This is a genomic window from Anthropogastromicrobium sp., from assembly GCF_037349415.1.
GTDB lineage: Bacteria > Bacillota > Clostridia > Lachnospirales > Lachnospiraceae > Anthropogastromicrobium > Anthropogastromicrobium aceti.
Window position 1 is genome coordinate 1 of record NZ_JAXWCK010000014.1, and the last position, 16,182, is coordinate 16,182.

14 protein-coding genes are annotated in these 16,182 nt (G+C 38.1%); 1 reads left to right on the plus strand and 13 read right to left on the minus strand.

From position 1 onward, the window contains the following. Window positions 1–86: 86 nt before the first annotated feature. The 6 genes from WJP93_RS01785 to WJP93_RS01810 all read right to left on the minus strand — a co-directional run bounded on the left by WJP93_RS01785 (window position 87) and on the right by WJP93_RS01810 (window position 5,983). A complete protein-coding gene (locus tag WJP93_RS01785) occupies window positions 87–659 on the minus strand; it encodes a hypothetical protein (RefSeq protein WP_337546534.1) in 573 nt (190 codons plus the stop codon). A gap of 200 nt (window positions 660–859) precedes the next feature. Then, window positions 860–1,372 carry a hypothetical protein gene (locus WJP93_RS01790; RefSeq protein ID WP_337546536.1) on the minus strand — a complete coding sequence of 171 codons (513 nt, stop codon included), beginning with the start codon at window positions 1,370–1,372 and terminating at the stop codon, window positions 860–862. 182 nt (window positions 1,373–1,554) lie between these two features. Continuing rightward, on the minus strand, window positions 1,555–3,432 hold the full coding sequence (locus WJP93_RS01795) for an RHS repeat-associated core domain-containing protein (protein ID WP_337546537.1): 1,878 nt from the start codon (window positions 3,430–3,432) through the stop codon (window positions 1,555–1,557). A 210-nt stretch (window positions 3,433–3,642) separates the two neighbouring features. After that, window positions 3,643–4,434 carry an HAD-IIA family hydrolase gene (locus WJP93_RS01800; protein ID WP_337546538.1) on the minus strand — a complete coding sequence of 264 codons (792 nt, stop codon included), beginning with the start codon at window positions 4,432–4,434 and terminating at the stop codon, window positions 3,643–3,645. Continuing rightward, window positions 4,428–5,162, minus strand: coding sequence for a glycerophosphodiester phosphodiesterase (locus tag WJP93_RS01805; protein WP_118615757.1), 735 nt, complete (start codon window positions 5,160–5,162; stop codon window positions 4,428–4,430). Before WJP93_RS01805 ends, WJP93_RS01800 begins: the two co-directional genes overlap by 7 nt. A gap of 26 nt (window positions 5,163–5,188) precedes the next feature. Continuing rightward, a complete protein-coding gene (locus WJP93_RS01810; protein WP_337546543.1) occupies window positions 5,189–5,983 on the minus strand; it encodes an AAC(3) family N-acetyltransferase in 795 nt (264 codons plus the stop codon). Between the two features lie 203 nt (window positions 5,984–6,186). Here WJP93_RS01810 and WJP93_RS01815 point away from each other — a divergent pair, with 203 nt between their 5' ends. Continuing rightward, window positions 6,187–6,960, plus strand: a complete 774-nt coding sequence (locus WJP93_RS01815; RefSeq protein WP_337546545.1) for a sialate O-acetylesterase — start codon at window positions 6,187–6,189, stop codon at window positions 6,958–6,960. A 77-nt stretch (window positions 6,961–7,037) separates the two neighbouring features. On the opposite strand, the gene WJP93_RS01820 is transcribed toward WJP93_RS01815, so the two are convergent. From WJP93_RS01820 to WJP93_RS01850, 7 genes are all read right to left on the minus strand, one after another. Next, window positions 7,038–8,375 carry a sodium-dependent transporter gene (locus WJP93_RS01820; RefSeq protein WP_337546547.1) on the minus strand — a complete coding sequence of 446 codons (1,338 nt, stop codon included), beginning with the start codon at window positions 8,373–8,375 and terminating at the stop codon, window positions 7,038–7,040. 161 nt (window positions 8,376–8,536) lie between these two features. Further along, window positions 8,537–9,082 carry a hypothetical protein gene (locus WJP93_RS01825; RefSeq protein ID WP_337546548.1) on the minus strand — a complete coding sequence of 182 codons (546 nt, stop codon included), beginning with the start codon at window positions 9,080–9,082 and terminating at the stop codon, window positions 8,537–8,539. Beyond that, a complete protein-coding gene (locus WJP93_RS01830) occupies window positions 9,079–11,031 on the minus strand; it encodes a beta-galactosidase (protein WP_337546549.1) in 1,953 nt (650 codons plus the stop codon). The genes WJP93_RS01825 and WJP93_RS01830 overlap by 4 nt, the downstream gene beginning before the upstream one ends. Before the next feature lie 19 nt (window positions 11,032–11,050). Next, window positions 11,051–12,361 carry a carboxylesterase family protein gene (locus tag WJP93_RS01835; protein ID WP_337546550.1) on the minus strand — a complete coding sequence of 437 codons (1,311 nt, stop codon included), beginning with the start codon at window positions 12,359–12,361 and terminating at the stop codon, window positions 11,051–11,053. 180 nt (window positions 12,362–12,541) lie between these two features. Then, window positions 12,542–13,468 (minus strand): carbohydrate ABC transporter permease, encoded by a 927-nt coding sequence (locus WJP93_RS01840; RefSeq protein ID WP_337546552.1) that lies wholly within the window; start codon window positions 13,466–13,468, stop codon window positions 12,542–12,544. A gap of 23 nt (window positions 13,469–13,491) precedes the next feature. Continuing rightward, the gene (locus WJP93_RS01845) at window positions 13,492–14,433 is read right to left on the minus strand and encodes an ABC transporter permease subunit (RefSeq protein WP_337546553.1); all 942 of its coding nucleotides are present in this window, start codon (window positions 14,431–14,433) and stop codon (window positions 13,492–13,494) included. A gap of 173 nt (window positions 14,434–14,606) precedes the next feature. Further along, window positions 14,607–16,172 (minus strand): DUF3502 domain-containing protein, encoded by a 1,566-nt coding sequence (locus WJP93_RS01850; RefSeq protein ID WP_337546554.1) that lies wholly within the window; start codon window positions 16,170–16,172, stop codon window positions 14,607–14,609. Window positions 16,173–16,182 lie beyond the last annotated feature (10 nt).

Genomic DNA, 16,182 nt, shown 5'->3' on the forward strand with positions numbered 1-16,182 from the left:
TAGACGCAGTCTTGGAATTGCTTAATTCAGGTCCAAGAAAGCGTCCGCACCCCCCTTTTGCCTAGTGGATTTTATGCATCATAAATTTAAATTAGTACATTTACTATGATTACAATTACTGTTAGAATACCGCACCAGCAACACAATACCCATGCAATTCGTCTTTTTATTATTTTTATTGTGCTATCCCTCGCTATTGCTAGCATAAAAAGTAAGCTAAGCACCAACATGATGATGCCTGTAATTTCCATATTTATTTCAAATAAACTTGCCACGATATCAATTCCTAGTACTCCATACAGGTATTTAATATGCGGAATTTCTTTGATTCGATCAAGATCAGATGTTAACCATTTTTTATAAACAATAAATATAATTACCATCACAATAATAGTTGCTATTGTTCGCCTTTCCAATAACAGTCCTATGTCTTCAACACATCTCCCACCTACTATCGCAATTAAAATCAATCGTAGTAATACATATTTTAATTCTGAACGAGCGATATTTTTTTTTATTTTATGTCGATATTGTATTATTAAAAATATGAATAATGGCAATTCTGTAAGTATACGATATTTCGTCAGTAACAGCGCTAATCCTCCATTCATCAAAAAAATATTGTATATTATAAGAAAAACTATTTTTAATTTACTCATATACTGTAGCATTCCTTTCGCTTTTCTCCAGACACAAATAAATGGAACGGGAGCACATTGGGGTCAGGTACCATAAATTTTTCATAATTAAACTTTTATAAAATTTTAATTATCTTTATTTTTTGTTGCCGGTTCCTGACCCTGCATTTGCTCTGGGGACAGGTACAAGAAAGCGTCCGCACCCCCTTAATGCCTCTACATTACCTCAAACAGCCCATTAAGCAATTATTTTTAACCTGTATTTTTTCCTTTATTCCCAATATTCTTAAAATAATTACAACAATATAATTATCACGTATTCCAACATATGTATCTGTTGCAATTTCTATTAAACAATACTCAGAATAATAATCACCATAACATATAATACTTTTCTGTTCATCATAATAACAGACTTCTTTATATGGTTTATAAATACAGCCAGAATATTTTGTTCTATCTTCATCTTTCAAGAAAACTTGTCCTCTATGAGATTTAATATTTTCCACTTGTATGCGCTTTGTCTTCATACCTTGCAAAAAACAAGTCATACAGAAAAGTCGTCCTGTTTTATATGATACCTCTATCATAAACCGCAAATTATCTCCCAGTGACAAAGTAAAACCTAATTCTTCTGTTCTCAATGCTTCAGAATCAAATAACACCGATGTATCATTTTCTATATATGTTTTTCCTACACATATATCATCATTCAATTTATAAATAACTCTCATTTAATCTCCTTTCTGCCATCTTCAATTGGCGGCACAAAAATGCTTAAGGCACCTTAACATTTTTCACTATGTCATAAAACAACTTGGAAGACTAACATACTGCAAAATACAGTGGAAGAATTTTTTCATCTGCTTAGGGGAATAATATCTTCCCCAAGCAAATTTAATTTCGAATAATTTATTTAAAATCCATGACCAAAATGCCATACTGTCTCTTCCAAAACATTAACGCCCAAACGCCAAAGTCTTTCTTTTCCATTTACATAGCCCTTTGCAGAAAATACATATCCATTTCCAAACTCATCTTCTGCCATTTTTCCATATTTAATAATTTGTTTCTGCATTAATACAGAATTATTATATTTGCGCTTCATATGTTTAGCATCTGATATTGTTTTAGTGTACTTGTAATTTTCAATATTATTGTAAGCTTTAATTCTTGGTTTATTTTTAACTAACCAAGCTCCACTCACTGAACTTCCTAGCTCAGCTACGATTGCCGTCGTGTTTGCATATACATTATATGCTTTTTCATTTCCTTTAAAAATTTTATCTTTTACAAAATTTTTTGAAGTAACTGATTCTTGAATTTCAGCTGCCCCATTTACAGCAGTTGCAGTTCCTGCTACTACTGTTGTTGTTGCAACTGCCATCATTACAGGACTTGCGACTCCACAAGTTAATACAGATATTCCAATACATACTGCTGTTACTCCAGTTGCCAACCAATTTATTCCTGTTACCCACTTTGGCCAGCCACCTTCTTCATCTCCCATGTTAACCGGATTATTAAAGCAGTACTGATACAGATTCTTTCCCTGCACACTATCCATCTGGTAGGTCAGTGTCTCAAAATCATCCGCATTCACAAATCTTCCAACTTCCGGATCGTAATATCTGCTTCCCAGACAGTACAGTCCAGTCTCTGGATCATAGACATACTTTCGGTAGCAAAATGGATTCAGCGTTGCAAGAGAAACTCCACTGGTATCCTGTGTCGAAGTAACCTTGCCCCAGCTGTTATACTGGTATCTTACCACTACTTTATTACTGCTGTCAACCAGACCGGTGATATCTCCAAGACCATTATACAGATAGAAATAGTCTGTCTTTCCATTGAATCGAAGCAGGAATGGCTTGCCTTCGGCATCGTACACAAACTGTACCGTAGTCTTAGTAGTACCTGTGCTTCCGGCTGTGGTTTTCACCAGACCGCTCAGTGTACTTCCATTGTAATAATACTTCGTTTCTATATTACCGCTTGTCTTTCTGACACGCTTTCCATCGCTGTCGTAGGCAAAGTCTACAGTTCCCCATGACAGACTTACCTTCTTTAATCGGCGGCCTTCTCCCCAGGTTAATGGAACGCCTCGTAATAAGGTCGGATTTCCACCATCATCATAGGCATAACGGTAGCCATTCCATGATACCAGCTGATCCCTCCAGCCATCGGTGCGATAGGTAAAAAGATCCTGTGTCTGTACCGTTGAAACCGCTCCCTCTGTATAGGCATATGTCTTTCGGGAAGTCATGTTGCCGCCTGCATCGTAGGCATAAAGCACCGTAATTCCAAGTACACCATTGTTTTCACGAATCAGCTGATTGAGTTCATCATACTGATATGTGATGACCTTCGTACCGGATGTAATCTTTGTGATATTTCCCACATTGTCATACTCATAGCTCCAGCTCTCGGTTCCATTTGACATCGCAGAAAGAAGACTGTCCGTATCGGTCAGATGACGAAGGGTTCCATAAGTAAAGCAGTTTTCTCGCTTCTGTCCACCCGGAAGTGTCACGGTTTCCTTTGTGCATCGTGCCATCGCATCATAAGCTAAACTTTGTCTCTGTGTTCCATCGACAGTAAGTCCATAAGATAATCCCGGTCGCTGTGTCTTTGATGCATCTCCATACACCAGTCCAGTCTTTGTCTTTGATCCCTCCAGACTCTGCACCAGTCGATTTACGCGATTATAACTGTCATAACCAATCTCAAGTGACTGCACTGTATGAGTGTTTGCCACGGTCGGCTCACCTGATGCCCCGGTATTCTTTTCCAATGGTACCATTGGTGACAGGCACGGTGGCCAGATTAGTGTCCTTGGTGGATCAAGTTTGCAAACTTTTGTTCTTTTCCCTACTCGACTGCATTCTAGTAAAAACACAAAAAAAGCCTGAAAGCTCTTTTCTTGAACTTTCAGACTTTTTTACAGGGGACACATATTGAGCCAGTAGGGACACATTGTGAGCCACCGCCCCTGTCACCATGGTCACTTCCACGCTTCGTGAAGTTCACGCACTGTCGGAAAAATATAGTCTGGCTTGTAGCTGCTTTCTTCGGCATCTTTTCTTGTCGCCTCTCCTGTAAGTACAAGCGCTGTCTCAATACCTGCATTGATGCCAGATAAAATGTCGGTATATAAACGATCTCCAATTACTAATGTTTCATCCTTTGTAAAATGATTCTGCGTAACAGACATATCAACCATTCCTGGCTCTGGCTTTCCGATAAAATACGGCTTTTTCTTTACGGCATGTTCAATCATCTGACACATCGCGCCGCAGTCTGGCACAAATCCAAACTCAATCGGACACACCAGATCTGGATTTGTTGCTACATAGCCTACATCTCTCGTGGAAAGAATCTTGCATGTATCTGTCAGCTTTTCATAAGTCAGCTCATTGTCGTATGCGACAAGCACACATGCAATCTCTGGATCCTCACAGTCAGTTGTCACACGAATGCCGCTCTTTTTCAACTCCCTGATCAATGATTTTGTTCCCATTACATAGATTAGCTTATCATAATAATTTTTCTTTAAATAATGAATTGTTGCATAGGATGCTGTGATAAAATTGCTGTAATCGGTCTTAATTCCGAGCTTCTGAAACTTCAGAATATAGTCCTGAATGCTCTTTGTGGAATTGTTTGTTATAAAGACAAACTGACCTCCGCTTTGACGGATATCCTCAAGGAACTGCATTGTGCCGTCGATCAAGCGCTCACCCTGACACACTGTTCCGTCAATATCAAATAAAAAAAGCTTTTTGTTGCTTAACATCCTGTTACCTCTCTTCTTACTCGTAATGCGACATCAGGATAATTAGTGATAACTGCCTCTAAATCATGCTGAATAAAATTTTTCATATCCTTTTCATTATTTACAGTCCATACGCGCACCTTCTCGCCGCTCTCGTTCCATCTTTTCATGAAATCAGACATATACATATGGTAGACAGCTGGATGAAGACCCTCCACACCATTTGCCTTTGCATACTGCTCAACATTTAAAATTACATCAGAAAACAGCCATGCGGTCTCTGCTGTACTGTCAATTTCCTTAATCTTTGCAATACTGTGATGATTAAAGGAAGAATAAATCACTCTGTCATGCATTCCCGTTTCCTGGACAATAAAAGCTGTCTTTTCTTCAATCTGCGGATACCAGTAAATTCCAGTCTTTAACTCTATATTTACATCCATATTTGTTGTACTGACATATTCGAGAACCTCGCGAAGCGTCGGAATACCTGCTCCCACATAAGACTCCATGTGATTATGAAAAGACAGACGCTTTAATTCGCGCAGCGTCATGTCCTTAATAAAACCGCTTCCGTTGCTGACACGATCAATCTTTTCATCATGTGTCACCACAACTTCGCCATCCTTTGTCACATGAACATCTAACTCAATGCCGTCTGCGCCCTGCTTTGCCGCTAACTCAAAGGCCTCCATTGTATTTTCCGGCGCATATGCACTTGCGCCTCTATGTGCAAATATCTTTGTCATATCTTACCTGCTTTCTATCGTATCTTTTATCTAATAAGCTCCTGCCATCTTTCAGGTGCAATTTCTCCTCCCGTCACCAGACACTCTGGATCAGGTGCTATCACATGGCGAGTCACTTCAAAAATATGTCTTGCATCGCACAAAATACACTCTGCTGATCCAAATACAGTATGTACTGCTGCTCCACATTCATCAAATGCACGATTAAGCTTAACAAAATCCTCAGAAATATGTGGCTGCTGTGAGTTATAGTGCTTTCTCATATAGACAGAAACTGGCTTTTTTCCATGCTGCACGATTTTCATAAGAACTGGCATGTCAGACAGTCTATTTGGCACATTGAGCACTTCCTCTACACTATGGATGTATGTATTTCGCTCATGACCAACCCCAACTAAGAGAATTTTGCCTCCGACATCCTTTAAACGATCATAACAGCCGCCTGGTGTACACGGTGTATTGCGCATTTCTTCCCCAGCCAAATATGACGCAGCATCTTTTCCGTAGCCTGCCATACTGTGAGTCGGATGCAATGAGCGAATCACACCAGGACGTTTCAAAAATAAATTAGATAAAATCCCAACACATGCCGGTTCATTATCCACATCAAAAACAGGATTCTCCGCATTTATCGTCTTCCATGTATGTGTCGGAAGAAGCAATAAACCCTTTTCAAAAAACTCCATCAAAGCATCTAACACCGTATCGGCTCCTTTTTGTGTTTCACCGATTGCCTTCATAGAAGAATGAATTAAAATTGTTTCTTCCCCTGTAAGTCCCATCGCTGCAAGCTGCTTTTTTAATGATTCCTTTGTATGCATAATATTTCCTTTCTAAAGTGAAATCCTCAAAACCACTCTTATAGTACCACACTTTAGATCCTTTGTAACTATTCTTAACCCCATTCACATCCAAATTAAATCTAACCCGAAGGTGAATGACTTTCACAATTTTTTTGCACTTGTGTATCAGCACTTTCAGTGCTATACTCCACTTGAAAAATACTATAACAGAAGGTGGACTTATGACAACATATGATTTATTTTTATTCGCCGGACAGTCCAATATGGCTGGCCGCGGCATTGCCTGTACACAATTTCCAGAAGGTGCACCTGACTTAATTTCTGGTGCTGGTGTTGAATTTCGCGCAATCTCTGATCCAACCAGACTTTATCCAATCGCAGAGCCTTTTGGTGCTCTGGAAAATAATCCCACTGGTATTTTTGAGCCAGGTATGAAGACTGGCTCACTTGTCACTTCTTTTATAAATACCTATTTTCAAAATACTGGTGTTCCAGTTCTTGGCCTGTCATCAAGCAAGGGCGGCTCTGTCATCGCAAACTGGCAGGATCACGATGACTATCTTACAGATACAATAATACGTTTAAAAAGCGCGCAAACATTCTGCGAACAGCATAATATTACCCTTCGCCATCAGTATCTTCTTTGGTGTCAGGGAGAATCTGACGGAGATCACCATACAAGTGCTGACGAATATACAAAACAATTTATGCAAATGTATGAAAAGCTAAAGGCTGTCGGAATTGAACATTGTTTTTTAATTGGAATTGGCGCTTATAATGGAACAGCTGATGATATCTGCTACGATGAGATTAGAAATGCCCAGTATTCATTTGCAGAACACAGAAAAGATATCACAGTCGTAAGCCGCCTGTTTGAAACAATGAAAGCACGAGGACTGATGAAGGATTCTTTCCATTATTATCAGGCCGGATATAATGAAGTTGGAAAAGATGCTGCCCAAAACACTGCAAAGTATGTATTAACTGTAGCTTAGCAAACTCTTCTTTTTCGTCTTACTCATACAAAAAGCACCTCGCACCGTACTATTAAATACGATGCGAGGTGTTGTTTTTATTTCCACTGGAAATTAATCATTCCATAAATATAGATAAACAAAATTGCTGCCGGAACAAAATATTTGAAGATTGGCTTCATCCATGACTTTATCTTAAGTCCCTTTCCTGTATTAGCCTCTTCCACAAACTTATCCCAGCCCCATCCAAACTTGTTGCAGCAAAACAGTGCCAGTACAAGCGATCCAAGCGGAAGGATATTGTTAGATACAATAAAATCCCATAAATCAAGCCATGCTGTTCCCTCTGCAAATGGCTGGAATTTAATTACGCTGTATCCAAGTGCTGTTGTCAATGCAAGTACAAAGATTCCTGCAGCGCAGACAACGCATCCTTTTGGACGTGACCATCCGGTAAGCTCGCGAACCATTGCAAGAATATTTTCGCAAACACCAAGCACGGTAGACATCGCTGCAAATACCATAAACAAGAAGAACAACGCACCCCACCAGCGTCCTCCAGGCATATGAGAAAATACTGTTGCCATTGTATCAAACAGAAGGCTTGGTCCTGCATTAACTTCAAGTCCATAAGTAAAGCATGCGCAGAACATGATAACACCAGCGATAACTGCTACAAATGTATCAAGTACAATTACATGAACAGACTCGCCCATCAAAGAACGATCCTTTCCGATATAGCTTCCAAATATTGCCATACCGCCCATTCCTGTTGACAGCGTGAAAAATGCCTGATTCATAGCACTAACGACTACTGAACCATCAATTTTTGAAAAATCAGGAACCAAATAGAACTTTAAGCCTTCCTTTGCTCCTGAAAGTGTCAGACCATGAATAGCAAGTACCATCATTAAAATCAAGAGTGATACCATCATGTACTTTGTTACACGCTCCAAACCGCCCTGCAGATTAAAGCTTAAAATTGCGAATGCAGCAACTACTGTAACCAGTAAGAATGTAACATTTACACCTGGATTAGTTATCATAGCCTCAAAACCAAAACTATCATTTTGTCCGGTTAAGAACTTAACGAAATAATAGATAATCCATCCAGTAACAACAGTATAAAATGCCATCAGTGCAATATTTCCAATCAGACATACAATGCCAAAGATTCCCCATTTGTGGCCTGGTTTTTCCAGCTTTCGATACATAAAAACTGGACTTGCCTGCGATGCTCGTCCTATTGCAAACTCCATAACAATTGCCGGAAGACCTAATAAAACAAGGCACGCCAGATATACCAGCATAAAACCTCCGCCTCCATTTTGTCCGCACATCCACGGAAACTTCCACACATTGCCACAGCCAATTGCACAGCCAGCCGACAGCATGATAAAGCCAAGTCGGCTTCCAAGCCGTTCTCGATTTTTCATAACATTTCCCTTTCTTATAATAAATTCCCTCTATGACGACAATCGAGGGCAAAAGCCTTGCCCCCGACCTCAACAGATAGATTTATTATAAGCCATACTGCACGTTACGTCAACTGCTGATTTAAACTTTTACAGTTTAAAGTAAAGAATATTTATATATTTTATTCTTTAGCTATTATCAACTCGAAATTTCCGTATGAATCTCCATCTAGCACAATTATTTTTCTTGTGCCCTCTGACTTCACTTCATACTTTCGAATTCTGCTTCCGTATACGTCAAGAGCGTACATACTCACTATGCCTTCTCCTTCCACATACAACGTTCCTTCTAATGTCTCCAAATATAATTTTCCTTCTTTAGAAATTCGCGTTACATCTGTTTCAGAATATTCTGGGCTATCTGGCATTTTTTCATAAACAGCTCCATCCATCCCAGAACGACCAATCGCAGAAATTAATAAATGTCCTGATTCTTTCAAATTTTTTCCATCAAGTGTAAGTAAAGATATCGCAATACGATCATTTTTTACAGCAAAACTAAATTGTTCTGTCAGCCTGCATCCACTAGATTTAATTTCTTGAATTTTTGTATTACTTTTCATTAATACTTCTGATGGTTTTCCTGCAAAAAAAGCACAATTCTCACCTATAAAAGAAAAACACGACTCATCTGGTGAAAAACGAATCTCTCCAGTATCAGAAATCAATGCGTTTTTTTCATCAATTCCCTGATTTTTTTCAAAATTCCCCAGCGTTTCAATGCTTCATCTGCATAATTAGCAAAACCTGTAAAATCCAAGTCATTTTGAATGCTGCTCATTGTTTTTGTTTTCAAAAACTTATCTCCCAACGTCACATTTGGTGCAATCAAAATCTCATTTGTATCTGTATGCTGATCAAATAATCTCTCACCCATATAATCTTTCCGATATGCATTGCGATATGGTGTATGAGCATACAAAATGCCATGCTTAGCTCCAGACAAATCATAAGAAGATGTAAATCCGGCATCTATAGCTGCATCCGCGTTTCCTTCATACTGCTCAGTATGATTCAAATAAACACATTGAGTTCCTGTTACAAACGGTAAATAGGAAAATGGCATTCTATGTGTTCTTGGAAACACAGTCAAATCATTTCTTGTGTATACAACATCAATTTTATGTTCAGCCTTCTTTGCCAATCCTTTCTGAAAAATAGATGCCATCGTTCCAAAAGTAAGAATTAATGATGGATCATTAAACGTATCCATTACATCTTTAATCTCATCCTCATTATCTTTATTTATATCATCAGTTGTATGATATGTGTAAATGATCAAACCATCAAGATCTTGAAAACAAGCATATACCGCTGTGGAAATATATGCCGCTGCATGGAATGGGTACTCTCCATACTCATTCCATTCTGTCATAACAAACGGTTTTCCTTCAATCTTTGTTGGCATGATTTGTGTCAAAATATTACTTCTTGGCTCCATTTCTGGAAAGCTCGCTTTTCTTGGATCCGTTGATACATATTCTCGCATATGTGCTGCATACGTATAATGCTTTTGGTCTGGTCCAGAACACGGATGATTAAAATACGCATTATTCTCCATCACATCTGCATCCATAGAAGATTCAATATCTGCAGCTCCAACAGACATATTGCTGGTGTTTATTGGAACTTTCACGCCAATTCCTCTAAGAAAATCAATCATCTCCCGGTAATAGCTGCGATTTATATCTGCCAAAAATTCTGTAAAATCTGCATATCTGGCAGGACACTGAATTCCTTCCCATTTTTGCATTGGCTCACAAAACGCCTGCGTTAAAATACCAATGTGTGGTATTTTAACAGATCCTAATTCCAGGTTTTCATTCTCACTCAACCCACTTTGATCCTCAAATGTCCATGCCGCTTTTAGCTGTTCTTCTGATCCATATTTTGCCTTCAAAAAATAATTAAAACGATGCTTTATCTCATCCACATATGGATATCTTGAATTTTCTGGCGTTATTTCTTTAAATGTAAAGAAGGCAGAATCTTCATTTGCGATCTGTATCGTCATAATTGCTGAATCATCCTTATAAGCAAGTCCAGTATATTGATTCACATGCTCTAATAATTGTTTTGCGTACTCCTTTTGTAGTTCAATCAAACGACGATTTACATGACTCACAAATTTTAACCATACTGAACCTCCTGGATAATCTAATCCATCTCCATCCTGAAACACTCGTGCAACCAGAAGATCTAGATGTAGATAAATTCCTCGGTTTTTCAATTGATAAAACCAATAGTCTAATCGCTCTAATCCTGCTGAATTTAGCATTCTAGAGTTTCCCTTATCATAATCAATAATCGAATATCCTGGACGACAGCTCCATCCATCTTCATCTATTAACGCATCAATTGCATGTAATCGTATAACATTCACTCCCATTGACGCAAGCCTAGCACTCAAAATTTCTGCCGTTTCATGATCTGGCATACTCGCTCGCGTTGGCATATTAAATCCTATAAATTTTCCTCGTACCCCGTCCTCAAAATACAAATGACCTTTCTCTGCACGGATAAATCCATGTTTTCCTGCTGGGGCATCTAACAAATTTGAAAAATTCATAGCACCTTGATTAGTCTGTTTTTTTCCAATCTTAACTGATTGAATCATAATCTTTCCCTTTCTATGTTCACTCTACATTCCATTTTTTTGTAAACGTCATTTCATTTGTATATGCCGGCCAATTTTCATGATCTGGTTTACCTGTTTTGAAAAATTCTGCCCAAGCATCAATCATTCGCTCTGAAAGTTCTTCATCCTTTCGATCAAATGGTCGCCATGAATGTTTCAGCGTGCCAAACACATACCATAAATCAGCTGCGTGAAATGCTCCAGCATCATCACCTGGCATATTTCGATCAAACAAGTACAAATATCCTCTTTTACCTTGACTCTGCAATACTTTGCAAAACAATACCATAGACTGATAAAACGGTCCGTCTTGCGGTTCTCCATCACTCATTCTTCCATCTCCACTGCAGCAGCCAAGTAAATATGGAATATTGGGAATTCTTCCATTTAAGATAGCATCCTCACAAGTTTCTCTCATATAATCACCGTCTATCACGGCACTATATCCAACTCCATATCGCTCCAAAAACTCCAAATACTCATCTGATAATGCATACAACCGTTCTGCCGGCATTTGCTCTATCTCTTCAAATGTTAATTTTTTTGCCTTCAAATATTCTTGTGAAGCCAAAATTGCGACTTGCATGCTTCCTTGTGGGCGCGACGCAATACAAAATGTAAATCCGCTTTGAAAAATGGCTCCACTTACTTTTCCTTTAATATATGGTGAACATATCATTTGCTCAACACCCATGCCTCCAGCCGATTGTCCAAAAATCGAAATACGATTTAAATCTCCACCCAAATCGTCTACGAGATATCGTACAAAATCCAATGCTGCAATATGATCCATCAACTGATAATTACCACATATTCCATCTCGTTTAACCAATTCTTCATGATAAAATGATCCAAAAATATTCAAACGTTCATTAACACGAACTAAAATCACTCCTCGCTTTGCGTATGGTTCGCCACTAAACTCTGCTTCTGTTCCCCAACCATTAACAAAACCGCCTCCATGATACCAAATTGCTATTGGATATCTCTTTTCATCTGTTTTAAGAAATTCCGCCTTCGGAATCGTAATCGTCATAAATAAGCAATCTTCCGATTCTGGAACCTCAAACGACGAATCTGTATAAAATTCTTTTCCATAAAATTCATCCATCGTCCAGTGATGTTGAAAACATCGTTTTCCATATTCTGACGCATCATAAACACCATCCCAATTCTTCACCATCTGGGGAGCAGTCCATCTCTGTGCCGTTGCATAGCGCACACCTCTTAGCTCATAGCAGGTGTCAAACTCTATTCCTTCTATTACTCCTGCTTTTGTCTGAAATTGTTTTCTTCCTATTACCTGCATTTTGTCCCTCCTCAAAAAATCTTTGTAATATAACAATAGCCACTCCAAATTTTCTAATGTCTCTTATCTTCATAATATATTTCGAGATCATTCATCACAAACTTGAAGCAGCTGTTATTTTTTATCTTTTATTTTTTCTCCTTACCATATACAAATCTAAATTTTATAGTGCCACAATTTTTATCCCTTTACTGCACCAATTGTCAAACCCTTAACAAAATATTTCTGTATAAATGGATATAACAAGATAATTGGTCCAGTTGCAATAACTGTCATTGCCATCTGCATACTACTCAACGGAATCGAATCCATTGCCATTCCCGATTTTTCCGCAACCATACGCATTGCAGATGCACTTCCCAACATTCGCTGCAAGTAATACTGAAGAGTAAACAGCTTATCATTTGAAATGAACAGCATGCAATTATACCAATCATTCCAGTACGCAATTGCCGAAAACAGTGACAATGTTGCAAGCAGTGGCTTACTCAGCGGAAGTATTAAACTAAAGAAAATACGAAAATCCGTTGCTCCATCAATCGTTCCAGACTCAGTAATTGAAGCAGGAATACCTTTCATAAAAGTTTTCGCAATAATCATGTTCCATACAGAAAACAGCATAGGAAGAATTAATGCCAAAATATTATTTTTCAATCCTAGATATCGCGTAATCAACAGATACCACGGAACTAATCCGCCATTAAACAAAGTCGTAAAGAAGAAATAAAATGAAACTTTTTCTCTCCATGGAAAATCCTGTCTTGAAAGAACATAACCTGTCATTGTTGACAAAAATACTGACAGAAACGTTCCTATGACTGTAGTAGCAATTGTAACACCATATGCTCGCACAATTGTTACTGGATTTTTCAAACATAACTGATACGCTGCAGTTGATAAACTTTGCAACTGCGGAAAAATTGGATAACCATTTCGAATAAGATAAGTCTCATCTGTAAACGAAGCTACAATAATTAAATAAAATGGAATCAAACACAACAATGCAAAAAAACCAACCAAAACAATGGCTACAATATTTACGCTAATTACATCTTTTCCGCACTTTTTATGCCTATGCTTTCCAACACTTATTACATTTCCATTCATTCTTTTTTCCTCCTGCATACCGCTTAATACAGCGCGTAATCCGGCTGAATATGTTTAACAATTCCATTGCACGCCATAATCGTAATAAAGCATAAAACTGATTGGAACAAACCAGCGGCTGCTGAAGTTCCATAATCACTGCTATCAATCAACAAACGAAATACATATGTATCAATTACGTCTGTGGTTGATTGAAGAATTGAGCTTGTTTTAACTGTCTGATAAAACAATCCAAAATCTCCACGAAAAATATTTCCAATTGCCATCAAAACCATTATTACCGCCGTTGGTGTCAAAGACGGAATTGTCAAATATCGAATTTTCTTCCATGCATTTGCGCCATCAATCGACGCTGCTTCAAACATTTCCTGATCTAATCCAGTAATCGCGGCCAAATAAACAATTGAACCATATCCAGTCTGTTTCCATAATTTTAAAAATATCAAAACAAACGGCCATGCACCTGGCGTATTGTAAAGATCAAACGGAGCCATACCAGCCATCTTTAATACTGCATTGACAATACCCTTTTCATAGTTAAAGATGTTGTACATAATCGCTCCAGCTACAACCCAGCTAATAAAATACGGCAGGAACATAAAAGACTGTACTGTTTTCTTGAATTTTGAAAAAAGAACTTCATTCAAAAGAATTGCACTTCCCATCTCAAAAATAAGGCCAAGAAAAATAAATGCTAAGTTATAAATGAATGTGTTTCGTGTCGCAATCCACATTTTATTAGTTAAAAATAGCGTCTTAAAATTTCTTAGACCATTCCATGGCGAGAAAAAGACACCACCAGCAACCTGATACTTTTTAAATGCCAATATAATTCCTGCCATAGGAATATAGGAAAAAATAAAAACAAACAGCATTGCTGGAAAAAGCATTACAAGCAAACGCCATTTTTTCTTTATTACTTTCATAAAAGGTATTTTTGCATTTTTAGGAATTTTCTGTTTCATGTGAACCTCCTTATCTTTCGCAACCTTTACGCGCCAATACTATCCGACCATCTGCAAAATTTGCTATTTTTTATTCTATAAAATATCCTTTTATATAAGAAAGGGTAACTATTTTCGTTACCCTTTCTTGGCTGTATTATTTTGCAGTTATTATTTTATACTACTACACATTTTCACTGTGCATTATACCATTCAGTATACTGTGTTCTAAGTGCTTCCTCATACTCCTGGAGTCCTGCTGCATTCAGCTGATCCATCATCTTATCAATTTCTGCATCAACGTCATCAATCATGCCAAGCTGCAAATTCGGGATGAATTCTTTCAAAATATTTTTAATATTTGTTGCATAATCAGCAACTTCTGTATCATCAAATGCAAAGGTTCTTACTGGATTTACAACACCTGCTGCCTCAATCTGCGCCTCGATAGCTTGTTGTCTTGGATCCATACTTGACTCTACTAACTTATAGTTTTTGATTGCCCAAGATGCCGCTAATGTCCAAATCGCAAAATCCTTTGATTTTTCCAGCTCATTATAATGAGTTTCGTCAATCATTTCATAATGAACACCTTCAATGCCAAGTGTAATTAAACGATTTACTGTAGTATCCATCTTCATAATATCCAAGATCATAGCTGCGCGTTCTTTATTAGAAGAAAGAGAGCCTAGCGCCATTCCACCTGTTCCATACGAAGCAGATGTAGGTGCTCCTTCAGACAAGTCATACACCGCACACTCAACTCCGTCAGTTTCTTCTGCCTGCTTAATGTAAGTAAATACAGAAGAATTCCATGCCGTTGATGCACCCTGCAAAGCGCCAAAAGACTCATCATCTGTTGTTGTGTTCGTAAGAGCTCCACGACTCCAGCAGCCTGCGTCGGCAAGCTTCTTCATTTCAGTGCAGAAATTGCGGAATATTTCTCCAGTATAAACAAACTCAATATCTTCTGGCTTTGGTGCATTAGTTCCATCAAACATATATTTGTACTGAAGAAAATCATCTTGAACAAGCGTCCAATAGCTATACTTCGAATAATATACATCCCACAATTCTTTATTATCTCCAGATGCTGCATAAGCATAAATTCCGCTTTCTGGAGTTTCTTTTTCAGCAATTGTCGTCAAGTAATTTGTATATTCATCCCAAGTTTTCATTTCGCCAATATCATATTTGTCTGCCAAATCCTTACGAATCGCAACAAATTTAGAGGATGCCTCTGTCATATTCTGCGGTAAGCAATACAGCTTTCCACCAACCAAAACCTCTGAATAACTATCTTTTGCTTGATACTTTTCCGTTAATGGCATGTAATCGTGAATAAAATCATCTGTCAGTTCTACAAAAGATCCCTTCTGTGCCTCTGATCCAAGAAAACACCAATTTGCTGTGTAAATAATATCAGCCTCATCTCCCTGCAGCTCTAGCGGATACAGCGTTGTATAATCAGACCAACTTAAAAACGTTGCAGACAGAGTTGTATTAAACGGTTCAAGATATTCGTTAATTGCCTCATTAACATCTTCCCAATCATTAGGCTTATCTCCAACCATAATCATATTTACGTTTACTTTCTTTGATAAGTCAATGTTTGAATACATTTCTGGTGTTGCTGCAACCGGATTTTCTGGTCCAAGAGTTTCTGGCAAATTTGCCAGCGGATCCTCACTGCCATAGGCCACCATCGGTAATACCATCATCCCTGCCAATGTCAAACTAATCATTTTCTTTGATTTCATATCATATCCT

Coding starts and splice junctions, on each gene's coding strand:
- WJP93_RS01785 (WP_337546534.1), bottom strand. CDS start 659: ATGAGTAAATTAAAAATAGTTTTTCTTATAATATACAATATTTTTTTG.
- WJP93_RS01790 (WP_337546536.1), bottom strand. CDS start 1,372: ATGAGAGTTATTTATAAATTGAATGATGATATATGTGTAGGAAAAACA.
- WJP93_RS01800 (WP_337546538.1), bottom strand. CDS start 4,434: ATGTTAAGCAACAAAAAGCTTTTTTTATTTGATATTGACGGAACAGTG.
- WJP93_RS01805 (WP_118615757.1), bottom strand. CDS start 5,162: ATGACAAAGATATTTGCACATAGAGGCGCAAGTGCATATGCGCCGGAA.
- WJP93_RS01810 (WP_337546543.1), bottom strand. CDS start 5,983: ATGCATACAAAGGAATCATTAAAAAAGCAGCTTGCAGCGATGGGACTT.
- WJP93_RS01815 (WP_337546545.1), top strand. CDS start 6,187: ATGACAACATATGATTTATTTTTATTCGCCGGACAGTCCAATATGGCT.
- WJP93_RS01820 (WP_337546547.1), bottom strand. CDS start 8,375: ATGAAAAATCGAGAACGGCTTGGAAGCCGACTTGGCTTTATCATGCTG.
- WJP93_RS01830 (WP_337546549.1), bottom strand. CDS start 11,031: ATGATTCAATCAGTTAAGATTGGAAAAAAACAGACTAATCAAGGTGCT.
- WJP93_RS01835 (WP_337546550.1), bottom strand. CDS start 12,361: ATGCAGGTAATAGGAAGAAAACAATTTCAGACAAAAGCAGGAGTAATA.
- WJP93_RS01840 (WP_337546552.1), bottom strand. CDS start 13,468: ATGAATGGAAATGTAATAAGTGTTGGAAAGCATAGGCATAAAAAGTGC.
- WJP93_RS01845 (WP_337546553.1), bottom strand. CDS start 14,433: ATGAAACAGAAAATTCCTAAAAATGCAAAAATACCTTTTATGAAAGTA.
- WJP93_RS01850 (WP_337546554.1), bottom strand. CDS start 16,172: ATGAAATCAAAGAAAATGATTAGTTTGACATTGGCAGGGATGATGGTA.